Raw genomic sequence first — 20,941 nt, forward strand, 5'->3', positions numbered from 1 at the left:
GCGCGCAATGGCGCGTTGCCTAATTTCACGACGAGGATTCACAAATGAGCATCAACAAGCTGCTGATCGCTATGACCCTGGGCCTGGCTCTGGCTGCCTGCTCGAAGCAGGAACAGGCTGCTGACGCTGCTGCCGACGCAAACCAGGCTGCTGCTGAAGCCCAGGTCGCTGCTGACCAGGCTGCTGCTGCTGGCGACGCCACCGCTGACGCTGCCCAGGCTGCTGCTGACACCGCCGCCCCCGCTGCCGACACCGCCGGTGCCGCCGCTGCCGACGCCGCTGGCGCCGCCACCGACGCTGCTGCCGACGCTGCTGCCGACACCGCCAAGGCTGCTGAAGACGTGGCTGCCCAGGCCAAGGACGCTGCTGAAGAAGCCAAGAAGTAATAACTTCTTCTTCAAAGCGAGTCTGAAAAAAGCCGCTGGTTCGCCAGCGGCTTTTTTTTGCCTGGCGTTCCGGTGCGGATGCATTGACACAATCTGAATCCGCGCTCGCCTAGGCTGACTGCGTCATCCCCGACACAGGAGAGCGCAATGAAGATTCTTGTTCCGCTGCTGGCAGGCAGTCTGGTGCTGGCACTGGCAGCCTGCAACGATCCCAACGCAGAGCAGGCCAAGCGCGAGGCCGCCGCGGCGGCGGATCACGCGGCCGATGCCGCGCGCAGCGCCGGCGAATCGGCTGCGCAAGCAGCGGACAACGCCGCCGACCGCGCCGCCGCCGCTACCCGCGAAGCGGCCGCCGAGTCGAAACAGGCCCTGGATAAAGCCGCCGATGCCACCGCAAGGGCGGCCGATGACGCCAGCATGGCCGCCAAGGAAGCCGCCGCAGATGCTACGGCCGCCACGGCCGAGGCCGCCAAGAAGGCGGCCGACCACGCCGAGGAAGTGGCCAAGGACGCGCGCGAGAAGGCCAACGAGGCCAAGCATTGATAGACTGGCCACGCGTCCATTCCTTCTGGAATGGCGCGTGGCCACCTTGCTGCACGCACCTTCGCTCCACCTGCCGGATACCACGGTATCCGGGCCTGGACCGGTTCGCCGCCTAGTGGATGCCCTGTCGATCCACTTCTTATTTCCCGGTCTAGGTAGCAATGCAGCACAGTAAAGGCAGCAAAGTTGCGCTGGCATTTTCCGCACTGGTTTTCATCGGCATCGGCATTGGCGTTTTTGTCGGCGCACGGCATTTCATCGCCGATGCGGCGCTGGTGGCGCACACCCATGAAGTTATCGGCCGGATCGACGAGATCCAGGCACGCGTGCTGGATGCCGAGTCGGCCGAGCGCGGCTATCTGCTGACCGGCAGCGAAGCGTATCTGCTCGATTACCAGATCAGCGTCGAACGGGTCCCGGTACTGCTGTCGAACCTGATCAAGGCGGTGGCCGACAATCCCCCGCAGGCCCAAAGCGCCCGCACGCTTGAAGCGTTGGTGCAGCGGCGGCTGTCGCAGATCCAGCGCGTGGTGGACATCTACGACCAGCAGGGCCTGGAACCGGCGCGGGCGGCGATCACCCAGAACGCGTTCCGCACCACCAGCGCGATCCGTGAGCAGGCACTGACCATGGTGAACGTGGAGCAGGCGATGCTGGTGCAGCGTGCGGCCAGCTCCCGCCGCAGTGCCGACCTGCTGCTGGGCCTGGCCCTGGCCGGCATTCCGTTCGGCCTGATCGTGGTGGTGTCGGTCTACGGCATCCTGCTTTCGGAATTGAACCGGCGCAGCCGCGCGGAGCAGCGCGCCGCCAGCGCCAGCCTGCAATTGAGTGCCAACCTGGAACAGATGGAACGCGCCAGCACCGACCTGCAGACGCTGGGCCGCTACACGGGCCTGCTGCAGAGCTGCGCCAATCCGGAGGAGGCACTGGAAATCACCGCGCGCACGCTGGAAGCGCTGCTGCCTGACACTGCCGGTTCGGTCTACCTGCTGCGCGCCTCCAATGATCGTGCCGAGAGTATCGTCAGCTGGGGTACCCCGCAGGTGGAGACCGCCGCGTTCCTGGCGCCGGGCGACTGCTGGGCGATCCGCCGCGGCCAGCCCCATCTGGCTGACGATCTGCGCCGCGACGCCAACTGCCCGCACATCGCCCGGCCGGCGGCAAGCGAGTGCGTCGCCACGGCCTGCATTCCGATGTCGGCGCAGGGCGCCCAGATCGGCTTCCTGTTCCTGTGTGGGCCAGGCCCCGGGCCGCTGCCGCGCCTGGCCATCGCCGAATCGGCCATGGAACAGCTGTCGCTGGCATTGAGCAACCTGCGCCTGCGCGAATCGCTGCGGCTGCAGTCCATCCGCGATCCGCTGACCGGGCTGTACAACCGGCGCTATCTGGAAGAATCCCTGACCCGCGAACTGGCCCGTTGCGGACGCCGCGCGCTGCCACTGTCGGTGCTGATGCTGGACGTGGACCACTTCAAGAATTTCAACGACACCCAGGGCCACAGCGGCGGTGATGCCCTGCTGGCGTCACTGGGGCAACTGTTCTCCTCGCGCCTGCGTGGCGAGGACATCGCCTGCCGCTATGGTGGCGAGGAATTCACCCTGATCCTGCCCGAAGCCGATGGCGTGGCCGCCGAGCGGCATGCCGAAGAACTGCGACTGGCGGTGTCCCAGCTGTCGGTGCCGTTCAATGGCAAAACCCTGCCGCCGATCACCATCTCGCTGGGGGTGGCCACGTATCCGGAAGACGGCGTGGCCGGCCTGACGCTGCTGCGCAAGGCCGATGCGGCCTTGTACCGGGCCAAGCGCACCGGCCGCAACCAGGTGGTGCGCTTTGATGGACACCTGGATGGCGCGGGCTGATCAGTCTGCAGGCAAGGCCCGGGCCAGTATCCCGGCAATGGGCAGGTGCGCGGGCAAGGCCCCGTAGCACGGCATCGACACGCCGGCGCCCCAGCGGGTTTCAATGAATGCCGCCGCGAACGGGCTGCCCGCGCGCAGCAACGCGGCCGCTTGCAACAGCGTAGCCAGCATGGCCGACAGCTGCCGCGCGACGCCCTCGCCGGGCAGCGCTTCGACCAGCATCGAACGGACACGCTGCACCGCGCTGTCATAGCCGGCATGGCGTCCCTGCCCCTGCGCCAGTTCGTGCAGCAGCGCCGACCGCGTCGCCGGCTCCCGGCCCAACGCACGCAGGACATCCAGGCATTGCAGGTTGCCGCTGCCCTCCCAGATCGAGTTGAGCGGCGCCTGGCGGTACAGCCGCGGCAGCATCGACTCCTCGACATAGCCCGCGCCGCCCAGGCACTCCTGTGCCTCGTTGATGAAACCCGGCGCGCGCTTGCAGATCCAGAATTTGCCCAGCGCCGTGGCGATGCGCGCCAACGCCGCCTCGGCGGGATCGTGCCCGGCGGCATCCACCGCCCCGGCCACCCGCAGCGCGAAGGTGGTAGCCGCCTCCGATTCCAGCGCCAGATCGGCCAGCACATTGGCCATCAACGGATGCTCGACCAGCCGTTTGCCGAAGCTGCGCCGGTGCCGGGCGTGATGCAGCGCCTGCGCGAGCGCCATGCGCATCTGCGCCGCCGAGCCGAGCATGCAATCCAGCCGTGTCAGCATCACCATCTCGATGATGGTGGCCACGCCGCGTCCCTCACCGCCCACCCGCTGTGCCCACGCGCCGCAGAACTCGACCTCGCTGGAAGCATTGGCCCAGTCACCAAGCTTGTCCTTCAGCCGCATCAGGCGGAAATCGTTGCGCCGCCCGCAGGGCAGCCGGCGTGGCATCAGGAAGCAGCTCAGGCCGCCCGGCGCCTGCGCCAGCACCAGCCAGCCATCGGACATCGGCGCGGAGAAGAACCACTTGTGGCCGACCAGCCGGTACTCGCCGTCGGTCGCCAACGCAGTGGCACGGGTGGTGTTGCTGCGCACGTCCGAGCCGCCCTGCTTCTCGGTCATGCCCATGCCCAGGGTGATGCCGGCCTTGTCACTGACCGGCACATCACGCGGATCGTAGAACGGCGCGGCCGCCTTGGCGGCCCAGTCGGCCAGCGCCGACACCTGCCGCAGTACCGGCACCGCGGCGTGGGTCATCGTCAGCGGACAACTGGTGCCGGCTTCGGCCTGGTGATGCAGATAGCTCAACGCCGCACGCGCCACGTGCGCGCCGGGCTGGGGCGAATGCCAGGACAGCCCCGCCACGCCCTGGGTCTTGGCCACGTCCATCAGCCGGTGATAGGCCGGATGGAACTCGACATGGTCGATCCGATGTCCCTGCGCATCATGCGTACGCAACCGCGGCCGCTGGCCATTGGCATCGAACCCCAGCCGGTACAGCTCACCGCCGGCCAGCGCCCCATAGCCGTCCAGTACCCCGGCAAACGGCGCGGCGCCCTCGCGGGCCACCGCTTCGCGCAACGCCGCATCATCGCGCCAGAGATTGCGCCCTTCGAACGGCGGCGGCTGGTTCTGGACCACGTGGGTCTCAAACGGTGGCGTAGCCATGGCGATGCCCGGGTGACAGTGTCGGCCCGATTCTGCCGCAACGCCGGGGCCGCCGGGTTACGCGGCCGGTTTTCCCGCCGACAGCGCCAGCGCCTGGATGAAGTCCGGCGCCAGCGGCAGCTTGCCGAACAGGCCTTGCTGGGTTCCGCTCAATACCCGCAGCATGTGGCCGCGACCGCCCGGTAGCCGCCCCATCGGCTGGAACAGCACGTCACGGGTGCGGGCCACCCAATCGCGGTCGGACTGGAAGATCGGCGTCAGCCAGCGGCTCCAGAACTGGTACAGCCAGGCGTGCGCCTTGCGCTGGGCCTGGTAGCGGGCCAGCGCGGCATCCACGCCGTGCTCCGCACGCAGCGCATCGCGCAGCGCCACCGCATCGAGCAGGGCCATGTTCACCCCCTGCCCCAGCTGCGGACTCATCGAATGCGCCGCATCACCGGCCAGCACCAGCCGGCCGCGGTACCAGCGCTCCATTACCGCATCGCGATAGCTGGCCCGTGCCAGCTGGGACTGCATCGTGACATGCTGCAAGCGCTCGCGCGCCTCCGGCCACAGCGTGCCGATCTCTTCCAGCCACGGTTCCAGCCCGGCCTGTTCCCAGGCCGGGAACTGCTCGCGCGGCAGGCTCCAGAAGAAACTCAGCCGTGGCTCGGCATCGCCCGGACGGGTGCCCACCGGCAGCAACCCGATCATCTTGCGCGCGGCCACATAGCGCTGGCGCAGCTCATCGCCATGCGGCCAGCCGCCGCGCGGCAACAGGCACCACAGCGCGCCCCACGGATAGACGCGATCCAGCCGGGTGCCCTGCACCTGCGCGCGCAGTGCCGAGGCCGCACCGTCGGTGGCGATCACCAGATCGAATGGGCCATGCCAGCGGCCGTGGTGGTCCTGCACCCGCCGCAGCGAGTCGTCGATCGCGGTGATGCGGCTGTCGACATGCAACGCCTCGCGCCCGGCCCACGCGGCATCCAGCAGCGAGAACAACGCGCCGCGCTGCATGCCGATGCCACACAGGCGTGCATCCAGCCCGGCGTAGCGCATGTCCATCACCGCGCGTCCGCAGGGCGTCTCGCCATACAGGCGGCGCACCACCGCGCCATGTTCCAGCACCTGCGGCAGCAGCTGCATCTGCCACAGCGCCTGCAATCCGCTGGGCTGCAGCAGGAAGCCTGCGCCTACCGGTCCGGGCGCGGCCGCCTGCTCGAACACCTGCACCCGGTGCCCATCGCGGGTGAGCAACACCGCCAGCGCCTGCCCGGCCGTGCCATAACCGACGATGGCGATATCCAACGCTTTACGCATTTCCGTCCTTGTCATCGCCAGCGTGGGCGACTAAAAAAAAACCCCGCCGCAGCGGGGTTTTCCAGCGCAACCGGGTGAATCACTCGGCCGGCGTGATATTCGAAGCCTGGGCACCCTTCGGGCCCTGGGTCACGTCATAGCTGACGCGCTGGCCTTCCTGCAGGCTGCGGAAGCCCTTGGAATTGATCGCGGAGAAATGCGCGAAGACGTCGGCGCTGCCGTCCTCCGGTGAGATGAAGCCAAATCCCTTGGCGTCGTTGAACCACTTGACGGTACCGTTCGGCATGGTGATGCGAGACCTTGTTCGATGAATGGATTGATGCACGCTGAATGAAGCGCACAAACGGAGTATGCAAACCTTAAGGCGGGATGACAATCACCCCCGGGCCAATTCACCCACCAAAGTCGGCAAACCCGCCGAGGCGGCTTCAACGTTGGCCAGCACTTCGGCCATGGTGATTTCCTCGGCCTCGCCGCAACCTGCCGCCCAGTTAGCGACAATGGCCAGGCAGGCGTATTCCAGCCCCAGCTCGCGGGCCAGGCCGGCCTCGGGCATACCGGTCATGCCGACCAGATCGCAGCCATCACGGCGCATCCGCGCGATTTCGGCGTTGGTTTCCAGGCGCGGTCCCTGGGTGGCGCCGTAGCAGCCGCCGTCCTGCATCACCACACCCGTGGCCTTGGCCGCCGCCAGCACCCGGGCACGGAACGAAGGCGTGTACGGATGGCCGAAATCCACGTGCAGCACGTCGCTGCCGTCCTCTTCGCACAGCGTGGAAATACGGCCCCAGGTGTAGTCGATCAGCTGGTCCGGGCAGGCCAGCACGCGCGGCCCGAAGTTGTCGGTGATCCCGCCGACGGTGTTCAACGCCAGCACTCGCGTGGCCCCGAGCTGCTTGAGCGCGGCCAGGTTGGCGCGGTAGTTGATCCTGTGCGGCGGGATCGAATGGCCCTCGCCGTGACGGGCCAGAAATGCCACGCGCTGGCCGTTCAACAGGCCGACCCGGACCGGGCCGGACGGCGCGCCGTAGGCGGTCTGCACCTCGTGGCTGCGCACCTCATCCAGTGCGGCCAGCGTGTAGACACCGGTGCCGCCGATCACCGCCAGGGCGATATGTTCCATGCTTGTTTCCTGATGCATTTCAATCATGACGTCTGGCGCGGCGATGGCGGCCAGACGTCATCTCCGGCAGCGCCACTGCGCCCCTTCCTCGCACGGCGGGCACCCGGGGCGCCCGCACAGCGCGGTCTTATTCCTTCATCGCGTAGATGGCCGGCAGCGGACGCAGCGCTTCGCTGACGTCCATGCCGAAACCGAACACGAAACGGTCCGGCAGTTCGATCCCGGCATAATCGGCCTTGACGTCCGACAGGCAGCGGTCGTGCTTCTTCACCGTCAGCACGGCGATGCGCACGTCGGTGGCGCCCTGCTCGATGCACCACTGGCGCACGCCCTGCAGGGTGAAGCCTTCATCGAGGATGTCATCGACCAGCAGCACGCGACGGCCGAACAGGGCGCTGACCGGGCGGTGCTTCCACACCAGCTCGCCGCCATTCTCGCCGTGATAGCGCGAGGCCTGCATGTAATCGAACTGGGCGTCCTGGCCGCGTGCGCCCAGCTCCAGCGCGAGCTGGCCGGCGAACGGCAGCGCGCCATTCATGATCGACAGGAACACCGGGACTTCGCCCTTGTAGTCGCGGGCGATGGCATCGGCAATGGCGGCGATGGCGGCGTCGATGGTGGGACGGTCGACCAGCAGATCGGCCTGGGCCACGGCTTGTTCAAGAGTGAGTTTGGACATCAGGCGGTTCTTCCAAGGGTTTCAAGCAAACGGTTACGGGTATCGCCATGGCGGGCATCGGCCAGCAGGCCGCCCCAGGCCAGTGCGCCATGGGCGATCAGGCCCAGCAGCGCGGCGGTATTGAGGCTGCGGCCGCTCACGGCCTGCAGTGATTCTTCGACCAGTTCCGGGTGGCAGACCAGCACCACATCGCAACCGGCATCCAGATGGGCATCGACCCGGCCCTTGACGCCACCGGCCGCGAACGAGGCCGCCATGCCGATGTCGTCGGAGAACACCACGCCGCGGAAGCCCATCTGCTCGCGCAGGATCTGGTTGATCCAGCGCGGCGAATAGCCGGCCGGCTCGGGGGCGACCTGCGGGTAGATGACATGGGCCATCATCACCGCATCGGCCCCGGCGTCGATGCCGGCGCGGAACGGCAGCAGGTCGTGGGCTTCGATTTCGTGCAGCGGACGCGGATCGATCGCGGTGTCGACATGGGTGTCTTCGCGCACCGTGCCGTGACCGGGAAAATGCTTGAGCGTGGCGGCCATGCCGGCGGCATGCATGCCGCGCACATAGGCCGCGGTCAGTGCCGCGACCACCTGCGGATCTTCGGCAAAGGCGCGGTTGCCAATGGCCAGATTGCCGTGGCCCACGTCCACCACCGGGGCGAAGCTCAGATCGATGCCGCTGGCGCGGATCTCGCTGGCCATCAGCCAGGCATGCTGCTCGGCCAGCGCCAGCGCGGCCGCCGGATCGGTGGCATGCAGCTTGCCCAGTACGTCCAGTGGCGGCAGATCGCTATAGCCTTCGCGGAAGCGCTGCACCCGGCCGCCCTCCTGGTCCACCGCCAGCAGCAGCGGACGCGTGGTCGCGGCGCGGATGGCCGAGGTCAGCTCGACCACCTGCGCACGCGAGGCGAAATTGCGCTTGAACAGCACCACGCCGGCGACCGCATCATGCTGCAGCCAGCCGCGCTCCTGCGCGGTCAGTTCAGTGCCGGCGACGCCGATCAAAAGCATGCGGGGGCTCCAGTTCGCCGCAAACCGCGGCGTAGCGGCGCATTGTCGCAGATGGCGCCCGCCGCGTCAGACTCCGCGCTCAGATACTGCAGCCGTCCGGCCCGCAACCCGGTTCATCCTGGCCCGGCGCAACGGCGCGGGCCCGCTCGACGGCGACCTTGGCCAGCACCTCGGCGAACGCCTCCGGTGGCTGGGCGCCCTGCACCGCATAGCGGCCATTGATGACGAAGGTCGGCACCGACCGGATACCCAGCGCCTGCGCCTGGCCCAGCCCGGCACGCACTTCGGCCAGCCCCTCGTCCGAATCGAGCAGTTGCTGGACCCGCACGGCGCTGATGCCGCCCGCCGCCGCAGCGCCCGCGAGCACCTGTGGATCGGCCAGATTGCGGCCCTGCGCGAAGTGGGCATGGAACAACGCCTCGCCCACTTGCTCCTGCACGCCTTCGCGGCCCGCCAGCCACAGCAGACGATGGGCCGGCAACGTGGTCACCCGCACCTGGCCCTGCTCGAAATCCATCGGCAACCCTTCGGCACGCGCGGCCGCCTGGGTCTGCGCCAGCATCTGCGCGGTGCGTTCGGCCCCGCCGAACTTGGCCGCATAGGCCTCGCGCAGCGGTACGGGGGTGGCATCGGCATCGGGATCGAGCAGGAACGGGTGCCAGTGCACCTCCACGGACGATGCGTTTTCGCCCATCAGCTCAAGCCCGCGCTGGAAGCGGTGCTTGCCGATCCAGCACCAGGGGCAGACCACGTCGGACCAGATATCGATACGCATGACGGTTTCCTTTGATCGGCGGTATCAGCCGCGCTCTTCAGCGCTCCATTGCGCATACGGACGCGAGGCCAACGCCAGGTTGTAGTAGCGCAGCTCATCGGTGACTTCGGCGCCGGCCCAATCGGGCTTGTCGAACACCTGGTCGGCGCTCTCCAGCTCGACCTCGGCCACCACCAGCCCGGCGTTTTCGCCGAGAAACTCATCCACTTCCCACAACAGGCCGTCGTGACGGACCAGATGCCGGCGCTTGTCGATCAGGCCCCCGACGCACAGCGCCAGCAGCTCGCGCGCCTCACCCACCGGCACCGGGTATTCGAACTCCTGACGGGTGTGGCCCAGCTGGCGCGACTTGATGTTCAGGTAAGCCGCCTCGCCCTGGATGCGCACGCGCACCGAAGCCTTCTGCGCACCACTGTCCATCGCCCCGACGTCGTTGAGGTAGCCCTGCGCCATCGGGATCACCGCATGCGCCGCAGCGCGCCAGCCATCGCCGCGGACCCGGAACTTGCGCTCAATCTCGATGCCCACGGCTTACTTCCTCTCGAACACGGCAATGCTTTCCACATGGGCGGTGTGCGGGAACATGTCCATCGCCCCGGCACTGACCAGGGTGAAGCCCTGTTCGTTGACCAGATAGCCGGCATCACGTGCCAGCGAGCCGGGATGGCAGCTGACATACACGATGCGCTTGAACTGCTTCAGTGGCAGCTGCTGCAGCACATCGATGGCGCCCGAACGCGGCGGGTCCAGCAGCAGCTTGTCAAACCCCTGCTTCATCCACGGCGTATGGCGCTGGTCCTGGGTCAGGTCGGCGGCGTAGAACTGCGCGTTGTCCAGACCGTTGCGCTGCGCGTTTTCCTTGGCGCGTGCGACCAGCCCGGCCTCGCCTTCCACGCCCACCACTTCACGCACCGTGCGCGCCAGCGGCAGGGTGAAGTTGCCCAGCCCGCAGAACAGGTCGAGCACGCGTTCATCCGGCTGCGCATCCAGCAGCGTGAGCGCGTGGGCGATCATCTGCTGGTTCAATTTGGCGTTGACCTGGATGAAATCCAGCGGACGGAACGCCAGTTCCACATCCCACTGCGGCAGCGCGAAAGACAGCGCCACACCGTCGGCCGGCCACAGCGGCTGCACTGTCTCCAGACCGCCGGATTGCAGGTAGATCGCAAAGCCGTGCTCCTGACCGAACGCGATCCACGCCTGCGTGTCAGCGTCGGACAGCGGCTGCAGGTGGCGAATGGTCAGGGCGATGGCGGCATCGCCACCGATGAACTCGATCTGCGGGATATCGCGCTTGACGTCCAGCGTCTCGATGAAGGTCGACAGCGCCGACACCTTGGTGCCGATTTCCGGAATCACCGTCAGGCATTGCTCCAGATCGGCGACAAACCGTGGATCCAGTTCACGGAAACCCACCAGGGTCTTGTCCTTTTTCTCCACCCGCCGCACCGAGAAGCGACCCTTGCGGCGATAGCCCCAGCTGTCGCCGGCCAGCGGCGGCAGCACGGTACCGGGCTTCACATGGCCGATGCGCTCCAGGTTGTCCATCAGCACACGCTGCTTGGCAACGATCTGCTGCGACTCGTCCAGGTGCTGCAGCACGCAGCCGGCACAAACACCGAAATGCGGACAACGGGGCTCAACGCGATGCGGCGATGCCGTCAGCACCTCCACGGTGCGGGCCTCATCGAAGTGCCGGCTTTTGCCGGTCTGCTCGGCCATCACCGTTTCCTGCGGCAACGCGCCGCTGATGAAGGTCACCTTGCCACCCTCGCCTTCACGGCGGGCCACGCCACGGCCATCGTGGCTCAGGTCGAGGATGTCGGTCTGGAACGGCGTTTTGTCTATGCGGGGGGTTCTGGATCGGGCCACGTGGCAAACGGCTGCGCGCAAAAGGGGGCGTATTGTCGCAGATGCGGCACAAACGGACTCCCGTCGCTTGCGGCTGGCTCACGCCTCGCTAAGATGCAACCTGCAGCTGACATGGAGGCAGCCATATGAATACGCATGATCAGGGGACAACCATTCCCCGCTTGCTGCTGGTCGAGGACGACATGACCAGCCAGGGATTTTTCCAGGCCGCACTGGAGTCGTTGCCGGCCCACGTGGATATCGCCGATTCGTTCGCCAGCGCCCTGCAGCGCAGCGCGGCTGTGCGCCACGACCTGTGGCTGATCGATGTGAATCTGCCCGACGGCGACGGTCCGGCCCTGCTCAGGCGCTTGCGTGAAATCCATCCGGGAGTGCCGGCCGTGGCGCATACCGCGGACGCCTCCGCGACGGCCGGCCAGCGGCTGCGCCAAGCAGGATTCTGCGAAACGCTGATCAAACCCATGAGCCGCGAAACGCTGCTCAAAACCGTGCGCCGCACGCTCGCCCGGGGCGGCGACGATGCCAGTTTCGTCAGTGAGGAATCGGCTTCGGACTGGGACGAAACCGCGGCGCTGAGCGCGCTCAACGGTCAGCGCGAACACCTGAACGCGCTGCGCGACCTGTTCCTCAGCGAGCTTCCCACGACCCGGGATGCCGTGGTCTCGGCCTGCCAGCAGCACGATGACGCGATGCTGCGCTCCCAGCTGCATCGCCTGCAGGCCAGCTGCGGTTTTGTCGGTGCATCGCGACTGGGCCGGGCGGTACGCCAGTTGCAGCAGGCCCCTGATTCGCAGGTGGCGCGGCAGCAGTTCGCCACCGCGGTGGACGCGTTGCTGCACTGAGTCAGGTCAATCGCGGCGGGCGTTCAGATCACCGAGCATCTCCCACGATTTCAGGCCACGCCCGCCCAGATGATGCAGCAGCACCGCACGCATCTGCGGGCGCAGGCTCGACAGATCATCTGGCGCCGGGATGCGGTCTTCGGCCAAGGCCAGCAATGCCGCGCCGGTAGCCAGATGGCGCCGCTCGCCGGTACCGCGCTCGCTGAGCAATCGCTGCGGCCCGCCTTGCGGGTCCAGCCGGTAACGGGCAGCCGGATCGATCGGCTGCCCGTCGGCCGTGTACTGCCAGTCAAAGCCGACACCCAGCGCTTCCAGCAGATCCCGCTCAAAGCGCCGCAATGACCACGCCAGTGGCTCGCCGCCTCCCAAGCGGGAGCGCACCATTGCATAGGCCTCATAGAGCTCGGGCAGCGGGTCTTGGCGAGGTGCCAGGCGCAGGACCAGTTCGCTGATATAGAACCCGGCCAACATCGCCGGCCCCAGCAGCCGCGGCGCGGCGTCCTGGCTTTCCGCACGGCGCAACTGCGCCAGCTCGCCCTTCATGACCGCATCGAAATGGATGTATTGCAGAGGCTGCAATGCGGCCCGCAATACCTGCTTGCGCGGACCGTGTACGCCGCGCGCGAGCAGGCCCAGCCGGCCGTGCTCGCGGGTCAGCACCTCGACCAGCAGGCTGGTCTCGCGCCACGGCCGCGCATGCAGCACATGGGCGGGTTCGTCATCGATCCGCATGGACGATCACCGGCGGGCGATCACGCCTGTGCCTCAGTTGTCGCCGTAACCGAATGCCTTGAGCGCGGCCTCGTCATCGGACCAGCCTTCGCGCACGCGCACCCAGGTTTCCAGGAACACCTTGGCATCAAACAGACGCTCCATCTGTTGCCGGGCCTTGGCACCGATGTCCTTCAGGCGCGCGCCGCCCTTGCCGATCACGATGGCCTTCTGCCCTTCGCGCTCGACCCAGATCACCGCACCGATACGCAGCAGATTGCCATCTTCGGCGAAGCGCTCGATTTCCACGGTGGTGGCGTAGGGCAACTCCTCACCGAGCTGACGCATAAGCTGTTCGCGCACCAGCTCACCGGCAAGGAAGCGCTGGCTGCGATCGGTGATTTCATCCTCGCCGAACATTGGCGGCGCTTCCGGGACCAGCTTAAGCAGATCCTTCACCAGCTGCTCGAGCCCATTGCGCTTGAGCGCGGACACCGGGTGCACGGCGGCAAAATCACGGCCTTCGGTGATCTGCTGCAGGAACGGCAGCAGCGCGCCCTTGTCCTTCATCCGGTCGACCTTGTTGACCACCAGCACCACCGGGATACCGGCGTCGCGCAACACGTTGAAGGCCAGCGTGTCCTCTTCGTCCCAGCGCCCGGCCTCGATCACCAGCAAGCCGGCATCGACACCTTCCAGCGAGCTGCGCGCCGCCCGGTTCATCACCCGGTTCATCGCCCGCTTCTGCTGGCGATGCAGGCCTGGGGTATCAACCAGCACCAGCTGCCCTTCCGGGAACGTGGCGATGCCCAGCAACCGATGACGCGTGGTCTGCGGACGGTTGGAGACGATGCTGATCTTGGCCCCGACCAGGGCATTGGTCAGGGTGGATTTGCCCACATTGGGGCGACCGATGACGGCAACACTGCCGCAACGATGGGAGGATGAGTCGTTCACTTCGAATCCAATTGCTCGATCGCGGCCGCGGCCGCCTGTTGTTCGGCCAGCCGCCTGGAAGTGCCTTCGCCTTCAGTCGCCACGGCAGGGTCAGCCACGCTGCAACGCACATGGAAGTGCTTGGCATGGTCGTCGCCGGTCTCCGATACCAGCTCGTATACCGGCAGTGTCTTCTGCCGGGCCTGCAACCACTCCTGCAGGCGGGTCTTGGGATCTTTTTCCGGCTTGTTCACCGGCACGGCGGCCAGCGCGGCCTCGAACCAGGGCAGCACCCGGGTACGGCAGGCCTCGAATCCGGCATCCAGGTAGATAGCGGCCACCACGGCTTCCACGGTGTCTGCCAGGATCGAGTCGCGCCGGTGCCCGCCGGACTTCATTTCACCCGGCCCCAGGGTCAGGCGCTCGCCCAGTTGCAGCGCACGGGCGACAACTGCCAGCGCGCCTTCGCAGACCAGGGTGGCGCGGGCACGGGTCAACGCACCTTCGTCGGCCTTGGGCCAGCGCAGGAACAGCGCTTCGGCGATCAGCATATTGACGATGCTGTCGCCAAGGAACTCCAGACGCTCGTTATGCGGAGCGCCGGCACTGCGATGGGTCAGGGCCTGCTTGAGCAAGCCCTGATCCTTGAACGGGTGACCGATCAGATCACCCCGCTGGAATGGTTTATTCGGCACCGCGTTTTGTCAGATCCTGAGAATTGTCAAAGCGCCCGACGATATCCAGATTGCCGATCAACGCCTTACGCACCTCGTAGTTGACGCTCATGCGCCAGCCGCCTTCGATACGGTCAAACTTGATGTTGTCTCGCTTCACCGTATCGGAATAATTCATATCCATGCGCTTGAAGAACAACTCCTGCGCTTTGCCAGGATCCATGTCCGCGCTGCCGGACTCATTCGCCAGCGACTTCATTGCGACCTTCACCGCGTAAAATTCCTGATACATCGGGAACAGCTTCATGCCGATGTAAAGCGCAAAGCCAACAACGGCCAGCACCATCAGGAACGAAGTCAGCGTCATACCGCGCTGCTTGCGATTCATAGCCTTGTGATTCATAGCGATCTCCCCAGAAACGCGTTGTGAACTCATTGGATTCCCGTCCCGATCCGCGACGGTTCGAAGCTGCCCTTGCAGAACCAGCCCTCACAATTGAGCCAGATCAGGAAGGCCTTGCCGCGCAGATTCTGCTCCGGCAGGAAATGGGTCTGGGTCCAGAAACGGCTGTCTTCGCTGTTGTCGCGATTGTCGCCCATCACGAAGTACTGGCCGTCCGGCACCACCCAGTCCCCCTGTCCCATCGGACTGGCGCGCCCCAGCCATTCCAGAACAGTGTGCGTGCGCCCGGGCAGATTTTCTGTGAGCAAGGCCGCACCGGTCATTTCCGCACCGCGCCCTTTGCCGATGTACTCGCCGAGTGCCTGGTAAGTCACCGGCTCGCCGTTGATCGACAGCGTGTCACCGTGGAAGCCGATGCGATCTCCCGGCAAACCCACCACGCGCTTGATCCAGTTCTGGTCCGGCGCGTGCGGCGGCTTGAACACCACCACATCGCCGCGTTTGGGCTCGCCCACCGGAATGATCTTGGTATTGGTGATCGGCAGCCGGAAACCATAGGAGAACTTGTTGACCAGGATGAAATCGCCGATCAGCAGGTTGGGCATCATCGAGCTGGACGGGATCTTGTACGGCTCGGCAACGAAGCTGCGCAGCACCAGCACCACGGCCAGCACCGGGAAGAAGGCCCGCGAGTAATCGACCAGCGCGGGTTCTTCGCCCTCCAGCAACGAGGCATTGGCGGCCCGCCGCTTGGCCAGAAACCACTTGTCCAGCAACAGCACCAAGCCCGAACCCAGCGTCAATACCACCAGGGCGATTTCAAACCATTTCATCCGTCATCCTTAGCGTTGCAAAGACGCAGCCCGGGGCAAGGCCCGATTACTTGTTGTCCATCTGCAGCACGGCCAGGAAGGCCTCCTGCGGAATTTCCACGCGGCCGACCTGCTTCATGCGCTTCTTGCCTTCCTTCTGCTTCTCCAGCAGCTTCTTCTTGCGCGAAACGTCGCCACCATAGCACTTGGCCAGCACGTTCTTGCGTATCGCCTTGACCGTGGTACGGGCGATGATCTGCGCGCCAACTGCGGCCTGGATGGCCACGTCGAACATCTGCCGCGGGATCAGGTCTTTCATTTTTTCGCACAGTTCACGACCACGGCGGTCCGCATGGCTGCGGTGCACGATCAACGACAACGCGTCGACCTTGTCGCCATTGATCAGCACGTCCAGGCGCACGAACGGACCGGCGTCGAAGCGCACGAAGTGGTAGTCCAGCGAGGCATAGCCACGGCTGACCGACTTGAGCTTGTCGAAGAAGTCCAGCACCACTTCGGCCATCGGCAGCTCATAGCTGATCTGCACCTGGCTGCCCATGTAGTTGATACCGATCTGGCTGCCGCGCTTCTCTTCGCACAGCTTGATGATGCTGCCGATGTGTTCCTCGGGGGTGAGGATGTTGGCGCGGATGATCGGCTCGCGGATCTCTTCCACCTGGTTGATCGGTGGCAGTTTGGCCGGGTTGTCCATCATCACGATGCTGCCATCGCTCTTGAGCACCTCGTAGATCACTGTCGGCGCGGTGCTGATCAGATCGAGGTTGTACTCGCGCTCCAGGCGCTCCTGCACGATTTCCATGTGCAGCATGCCGAGGAAACCGCAGCGGAAGCCGAAGCCCATCGCCTCGGAGCTTTCCGGCTCGAAGCGCAACGCGGCGTCGTTCAGGCGCAGCTTGTCCAGCGCCTCGCGCAGATCCGGGTAATCGTCCGCATCCACCGGGAACAGGCCGGCAAACACGCGCGGCTGCATTTCCTGGAAACCGGGCAGCGGCTCTGGGGCGGGGTCGGCCAGCAGGGTCAACGTGTCGCCGACCGGCGCGCCATGGACGTCCTTGATGCTGGCATTGATCCAACCCACCTCGCCAGCGCGCAGGGCCGGCATTTCCTTGCGCTTGGGAGTGAACACGCCGACCTTGTCGACCAGGTGCCAACGCCCGGTCGACATGACCTGGATCTTGTCACCGGCCTTGATCTGGCCCTGCATCACCCGCACCAGCGAGACCACGCCCAGGTAGTTGTCGAACCACGAGTCGATGATCAGCGCCTGCAACTTGTCGCTGCCGCGGTCGGCCGGTGGCGGAATGCGGTGCACGATGGCTTCCAGCACGTCTTCCATGTTCAGGCCGGTCTTGGCGCTGACCGCCACCGCGTCGGAGGCGTCGATGCCGATCACAGCCTCGATCTCGGCCTTGGCACGATCGATGTCGGCCGTCGGCAGGTCGATCTTGTTCAGCACCGGCACCACTTCCAGGCCCTGCTCGATGGCCGTATAGCAGTTGGCCACCGATTGCGCCTCCACGCCCTGCGCCGCATCCACTACCAGCAGCGCGCCCTCGCAGGCGGCCAGCGAGCGGCTGACTTCATAGGAGAAGTCCACGTGCCCGGGGGTATCGATGAAGTTCAGGAAGTAGGTCTCGCCGTTGCGCGCCGTGTAGGGCACCGACACCGACTGCGACTTGATCGTGATGCCACGTTCGCGCTCGATCGGATTGTTGTCGAGCACCTGCGCTTCCATCTCGCGCGCGGTCAGACCGCCGCACAGCTGGATGATGCGATCGGACAAGGTGGACTTGCCGTGATCGACGTGGGCGATGATGGAGAAGTTGCGGATCATCCGCATTGAATCGTGTGACATAGGTGGCGGCGGCGCGCGGCGTCGTCAGGATAACGCGGCATTATCGCATGCTAGGGCCGGCCCTCGCACAGGGTTTGGCCGGCAGCTGAACGACAGGAGCCGCCCGAGGGCGGCTCCTGTCCGGTACTGCAGGTATTCGGAAGGGATCAATCGCCAGCCCGGACCGCCACAAACGCGCTGTTTGCGCCCGCCCGCACCAGCAACATGACCACATCCCCCTTCTTGTAGCCGGCGAGCTCGCGGTTCAGCGCGGCCACGCTGCCTACCGCGGTGCGCCCCACCTGCAGCACCACCATGCCCGGCACCAGACGCGCCTCACGCGCGGCCTGGCTGTTCACCGCGGTGATCCGCACGCCCTCACCCGCCTCCAGCCCCAGCTGGCGGCGCTCGGCGGCGGTCAGGTCCGCCACTTCCAGCCCCAGCAGGGCGTTGGCGCCGGCCTGCGGCTTGCCCTCGTCGGCACTGCCCGGAGTCGTGGCGGCACGCTGTGCATCCTCGGCCAGCTCGGTCAGGGTCACGGTGATCTCCCGTGGCTTGCCATCACGCAGGATGCCCATGCGCACCTTGCTGCCCGGCGGCATCGCGCCAATCAGCGGCGGCAGCTCGGAGGAGGTGTTGATCTCGGTGCCATTGACCGAACGGATCACATCACCCACCTCGATGCCGGCCTTGGCCGCTGCGCTGTCGGGCACCATCTGGTTGACCAGCGCACCCCGGCTGTCAGGCAGCTTGAAGCCCTGCGCGATATCGCTGGTCACTTCACCCACTATCACGCCCAGCTGGCCACGACTGACTTTGCCGGTCTTCTTGATCTGCTCCACCGCGTTCATCGCCAGATCGATGGGAATCGCGAAGCTGATGCCCATATAGCCGCCCGAGGCGGAGAAAATCTGCGAATTGATCCCGACCACTTCGCCACGCGTATTCAGCAACGGGCCGCCGGAGTTGCCCTGGTTGATCGCCACGTCGGTCTGGATGAATGGCACATAGCGCTGTTCCTGGCCACCGGTATTGCGCCCCAGGGCACTGACGATGCCGGCGGTGACCGAATGGTCCAGGCCAAACGGCGAGCCGATTGCCAGCACCCACTGGCCCGGCTTGAGCGTGTTGGAATCGCCCACGCGCACCGTCGGCAGGCTCTTGCCTTCGATCTTCAGCAGCGCCACATCGTACTGGGCGTCGCTGCCGACCACCTTGGCGGTGAATTCGCGGCGATCACTGAGCTTGACCTTGACCGACTCGGCGCCATCGATGACGTGGTGGTTGGTCAGCACATAGCCGTCGTTGGAAATGATGAACCCCGAGCCCATGCTGCGCCCGCGCGGCCCGTTGTCCGGACCCTGCGGCCCCGGCATCTGGAAGTCCGGACCGAAGAAGCGGCGGAAGAACTCCGGCATCTGCTCCATGTCCGGACCTGAGCCAGCCATCCGCGGGTTGCGTCGCGCGCCGATCACGGTTTCCACGTTGACCACACCCGGCCCGACCTGGTCGACCAGCTGGGTGAAATCAGGCAGGCCACTGACAATCTGCGGCGCAGGGGCTGAGTTGCGGGCTGCCGCCACCTGTTCTGTGGGCGCGACCGGAGCCGGACTCTGCGCACAGGCCACCAGCGGCAAAGTCATCGCCAACAGGCCGAACACCTTGGTAGGAATATGAGGGGTCATAAAAATGCGAGTCTCCGATTCAGTCAAAGCGGCAAGAAACATCTGATCACAGCGCGCCTGCGACGGCACGCCGGCAAGACCTCTGAGCGGCCAGCGGCAGCGATGGTCGCGGCCGCAAACCCGCCCTCATTGGCGCGGCAACAATCGGCGCAATTCGGCCGTATCGGCCCCTTGTTCGGGCAGCCGCGGCTCGAACGGGTAGAACGTTCCACTCCGTTCCTGCTGCGCGGGGAAGCTGGCATTGAGCGCTCCCTGCCCCAGCGATGGCGCCACCGAAGAACGCGGCCAAGGCCGTGCTTGCAAGGTGTTGGCGCTGCTGCCGAACGGATCCTGACGCAGCACCGGTGAGATCGGTGTCACTGCCGGCAGCGACGGTGCCGCGGCGATCGCCCGCTGCGGCGGCTCGGCCATGCGCACCGCACTGGCACGTGCCGATTGCCGGCTGCGCGTGGCGCTGCCGCGACGCGTTGCCTCTTGACGGCGGGCGGCGGCAACGGCGACAGCAGAAGCCGAGGCCACCGAGGCAGCGGCATCGATCACCCCCGGCGCAGGACCGGTCGCCGCCGGTACCGCCGGCGAGGTGATCTGTGCCGTGGTAGCGATGACCGGGTCGGGCATCGCCGTTTCCGGCAGCTGCTCGCGGGCCATGAACAGGGCCACCGCGGCAACCGATGCCGCCAACGCGGCCCCACCGCCCCAGCGCCGCCAGCCGCTGCACGCGGTCTGCCGCGGCGCCATGCTGACCGGGCCGTACTGACCGATGTCGGCCGCGATCGCCTGACGAACCTTGAGGCCAAAATCGCCCGGAGCCGGCGCACAGGCCTGGCCACGCAGCGCATCCCCCAGCAGCTGCCAGCGCTCCTGGCAGCCGGAAAGTTCATCGTCATGCTCGATCCGGCGCAGCATGAAGCGCGCCTCGTCGGGCGCCAACTCGCCATCCACCAGCGCCGACAGCTGCTGCCGGTAGTGGGCGTGGAATTTGTCGACAGGGGTGTCCATCAGCTCGGGAATACGGTTGTCGGGGTTCATGCGCGACTCCGCTCACGGGTGGCGCTGGCGGTATCCAGCAAAGGACGCAGCTGGGCATCGATGGCCTCGCGCGCACGGAAGATCCGCGAACGCACCGTACCGATCGGACATCCCATCTTCTGCGCGATTTCCTCGTAACTCATACCTTCCACCTCTCGCAACGTAATGGCCGAGCGCAGCTCTTCGGGCAACGCATCAACCGCCTTCATCACGGTCTGTTCCAGCTCCTGCCGCATCAGTTCGCGTTCGGGCGTATCGGTATCGCGCAAGCGGGTCCCACTGTCGAACTGTTCGGCATCCCCGATGTCGATGTCGTCCGTCGGCGGTCGCCGGTTGTGCGCGGCCAGATAGTTCTTCGCCGTGTTTACCGCGATCCGGTGCAGCCAGGTGTAGAACTGGGCGTCGCCGCGGAAATTCCCGATGGCGCGATAGGCGCGCACGAAAGTGTCCTGGGCCACGTCCTGACATTCACTCCAGTCGGCGATGTAACGCCCGATCAGCGCGATGACCCGATGCTGGTACTTGCGCACCAGTACATCGAATGCCGCACTCTCGCCGCGCTGCACACGCCGGACCAGTTCCAGATCCAGCTCCTGCGGTGTTTCAACCTCGGCCATAACGGGCCGCACTCCTGTCAGCCCAACCGACGTCGGGCAATGAGACCGCTGCTCGCGGTAAAAGTTCAGTCCCCTCGCCGGAAGGGGGCGCACCGGCTTTTAACTCCCGTTCGGATAGCGTGTACAGGAGTGCCAGACGGCGCGAGCGCATCACATACCCAAGCATTGGGATTTGACGCCGGGGAAACAA

At 66.1% G+C, this 20,941-nt stretch carries 22 protein-coding genes; 4 read left to right on the forward strand and 18 right to left on the reverse strand.

The window, feature by feature from the left end; translation table 11 throughout:
• Positions 1 to 44 precede the first annotated feature (44 nt).
• From ARC78_RS13955 to ARC78_RS13965, 3 genes are all read left to right on the forward strand, one after another.
• Complete coding sequence (locus tag ARC78_RS13955) at positions 45 to 386, forward strand: hypothetical protein (protein ID WP_057506515.1); 342 nt, start codon at positions 45 to 47, stop codon at positions 384 to 386.
• A 147-nt stretch (positions 387 to 533) separates the two neighbouring features.
• Positions 534 to 929 carry a hypothetical protein gene (locus ARC78_RS13960; RefSeq protein ID WP_057506516.1) on the forward strand — a complete coding sequence of 132 codons (396 nt, stop codon included), beginning with the start codon at positions 534 to 536 and terminating at the stop codon, positions 927 to 929.
• A gap of 161 nt (positions 930 to 1,090) precedes the next feature.
• Complete coding sequence (locus tag ARC78_RS13965; RefSeq protein ID WP_057506517.1) at positions 1,091 to 2,788, forward strand: diguanylate cyclase; 1,698 nt, start codon at positions 1,091 to 1,093, stop codon at positions 2,786 to 2,788.
• On the opposite strand, the gene ARC78_RS13970 is transcribed toward ARC78_RS13965, so the two are convergent.
• The 9 genes from ARC78_RS13970 to rlmD all read right to left on the reverse strand — a co-directional run bounded on the left by ARC78_RS13970 (position 2,789) and on the right by rlmD (position 11,187).
• Positions 2,789 to 4,429 carry an acyl-CoA dehydrogenase family protein gene (locus ARC78_RS13970; protein WP_057506518.1) on the reverse strand — a complete coding sequence of 547 codons (1,641 nt, stop codon included), beginning with the start codon at positions 4,427 to 4,429 and terminating at the stop codon, positions 2,789 to 2,791.
• Positions 4,430 to 4,486: 57 nt separating this feature from the next.
• Positions 4,487 to 5,731: an FAD-dependent oxidoreductase gene (locus tag ARC78_RS13975; RefSeq protein WP_083468477.1), complete on the reverse strand. Its 1,245-nt coding sequence runs from the start codon at positions 5,729 to 5,731 to the stop codon at positions 4,487 to 4,489.
• A gap of 79 nt (positions 5,732 to 5,810) precedes the next feature.
• Entirely contained in the window at positions 5,811 to 6,017 is a 207-nt protein-coding gene (gene cspE / locus ARC78_RS13980) for a transcription antiterminator/RNA stability regulator CspE (protein WP_057506519.1), read from the reverse strand.
• A 90-nt stretch (positions 6,018 to 6,107) separates the two neighbouring features.
• Complete coding sequence (locus tag ARC78_RS13985) at positions 6,108 to 6,854, reverse strand: S-methyl-5'-thioinosine phosphorylase (protein WP_054659154.1); 747 nt, start codon at positions 6,852 to 6,854, stop codon at positions 6,108 to 6,110.
• 127 nt (positions 6,855 to 6,981) lie between these two features.
• Positions 6,982 to 7,533: a hypoxanthine-guanine phosphoribosyltransferase gene (locus ARC78_RS13990; RefSeq protein WP_054659156.1), complete on the reverse strand. Its 552-nt coding sequence runs from the start codon at positions 7,531 to 7,533 to the stop codon at positions 6,982 to 6,984.
• Positions 7,533 to 8,540 carry a beta-N-acetylhexosaminidase gene (gene nagZ, locus ARC78_RS13995; RefSeq protein ID WP_054659158.1) on the reverse strand — a complete coding sequence of 336 codons (1,008 nt, stop codon included), beginning with the start codon at positions 8,538 to 8,540 and terminating at the stop codon, positions 7,533 to 7,535. The genes ARC78_RS13990 and nagZ overlap by 1 nt, the downstream gene beginning before the upstream one ends.
• Positions 8,541 to 8,619: 79 nt before the next feature.
• Entirely contained in the window at positions 8,620 to 9,315 is a 696-nt protein-coding gene (locus tag ARC78_RS14000; protein WP_057506520.1) for a DsbA family oxidoreductase, read from the reverse strand.
• A 24-nt stretch (positions 9,316 to 9,339) separates the two neighbouring features.
• Positions 9,340 to 9,843 (reverse strand): CYTH domain-containing protein, encoded by a 504-nt coding sequence (locus ARC78_RS14005; protein WP_054658665.1) that lies wholly within the window; start codon positions 9,841 to 9,843, stop codon positions 9,340 to 9,342.
• A gap of 3 nt (positions 9,844 to 9,846) precedes the next feature.
• Positions 9,847 to 11,187 carry a 23S rRNA (uracil(1939)-C(5))-methyltransferase RlmD gene (gene rlmD, locus ARC78_RS14010; protein WP_054658663.1) on the reverse strand — a complete coding sequence of 447 codons (1,341 nt, stop codon included), beginning with the start codon at positions 11,185 to 11,187 and terminating at the stop codon, positions 9,847 to 9,849.
• A 125-nt stretch (positions 11,188 to 11,312) separates the two neighbouring features.
• Here rlmD and ARC78_RS14015 point away from each other — a divergent pair, with 125 nt between their 5' ends.
• A complete protein-coding gene (locus ARC78_RS14015) occupies positions 11,313 to 12,029 on the forward strand; it encodes an Hpt domain-containing response regulator (RefSeq protein WP_054658661.1) in 717 nt (238 codons plus the stop codon).
• 6 nt (positions 12,030 to 12,035) lie between these two features.
• Here ARC78_RS14015 and recO read toward each other — a convergent pair whose 3' ends face one another.
• The 9 genes from recO to rpoE form a co-directional block, all read right to left on the reverse strand.
• On the reverse strand, positions 12,036 to 12,761 hold the full coding sequence (recO, locus tag ARC78_RS14020) for a DNA repair protein RecO (RefSeq protein ID WP_057506521.1): 726 nt from the start codon (positions 12,759 to 12,761) through the stop codon (positions 12,036 to 12,038).
• Positions 12,762 to 12,794: 33 nt separating this feature from the next.
• Complete coding sequence (era, locus tag ARC78_RS14025; RefSeq protein ID WP_054658659.1) at positions 12,795 to 13,697, reverse strand: GTPase Era; 903 nt, start codon at positions 13,695 to 13,697, stop codon at positions 12,795 to 12,797.
• On the reverse strand, positions 13,694 to 14,371 hold the full coding sequence (rnc, locus tag ARC78_RS14030) for a ribonuclease III (protein ID WP_057506522.1): 678 nt from the start codon (positions 14,369 to 14,371) through the stop codon (positions 13,694 to 13,696). Before rnc ends, era begins: the two co-directional genes overlap by 4 nt.
• Complete coding sequence (locus tag ARC78_RS14035; RefSeq protein WP_089153148.1) at positions 14,361 to 14,738, reverse strand: DUF4845 domain-containing protein; 378 nt, start codon at positions 14,736 to 14,738, stop codon at positions 14,361 to 14,363. The genes rnc and ARC78_RS14035 overlap by 11 nt, the downstream gene beginning before the upstream one ends.
• Positions 14,739 to 14,782: 44 nt before the next feature.
• Positions 14,783 to 15,586: a signal peptidase I gene (lepB, locus tag ARC78_RS14040; protein WP_057506523.1), complete on the reverse strand. Its 804-nt coding sequence runs from the start codon at positions 15,584 to 15,586 to the stop codon at positions 14,783 to 14,785.
• Between the two features lie 46 nt (positions 15,587 to 15,632).
• Positions 15,633 to 17,426, reverse strand: coding sequence for a translation elongation factor 4 (lepA, locus tag ARC78_RS14045; protein ID WP_054658655.1), 1,794 nt, complete (start codon positions 17,424 to 17,426; stop codon positions 15,633 to 15,635).
• 161 nt (positions 17,427 to 17,587) lie between these two features.
• Positions 17,588 to 19,105 carry a DegQ family serine endoprotease gene (locus ARC78_RS14050; RefSeq protein WP_057506524.1) on the reverse strand — a complete coding sequence of 506 codons (1,518 nt, stop codon included), beginning with the start codon at positions 19,103 to 19,105 and terminating at the stop codon, positions 17,588 to 17,590.
• Positions 19,106 to 19,231: 126 nt separating this feature from the next.
• The gene (locus ARC78_RS14055; protein ID WP_096144983.1) at positions 19,232 to 20,134 is read right to left on the reverse strand and encodes a sigma-E factor negative regulatory protein; all 903 of its coding nucleotides are present in this window, start codon (positions 20,132 to 20,134) and stop codon (positions 19,232 to 19,234) included.
• Entirely contained in the window at positions 20,131 to 20,751 is a 621-nt protein-coding gene (gene rpoE / locus ARC78_RS14060) for an RNA polymerase sigma factor RpoE (RefSeq protein WP_054660742.1), read from the reverse strand. Before rpoE ends, ARC78_RS14055 begins: the two co-directional genes overlap by 4 nt.
• Between the last annotated feature and the right edge of the window lie 190 nt (positions 20,752 to 20,941).

Origin of the sequence: Stenotrophomonas pictorum JCM 9942, assembly GCF_001431585.1 — a bacterium.
Lineage (GTDB): Bacteria > Pseudomonadota > Gammaproteobacteria > Xanthomonadales > Xanthomonadaceae > Stenotrophomonas > Stenotrophomonas pictorum.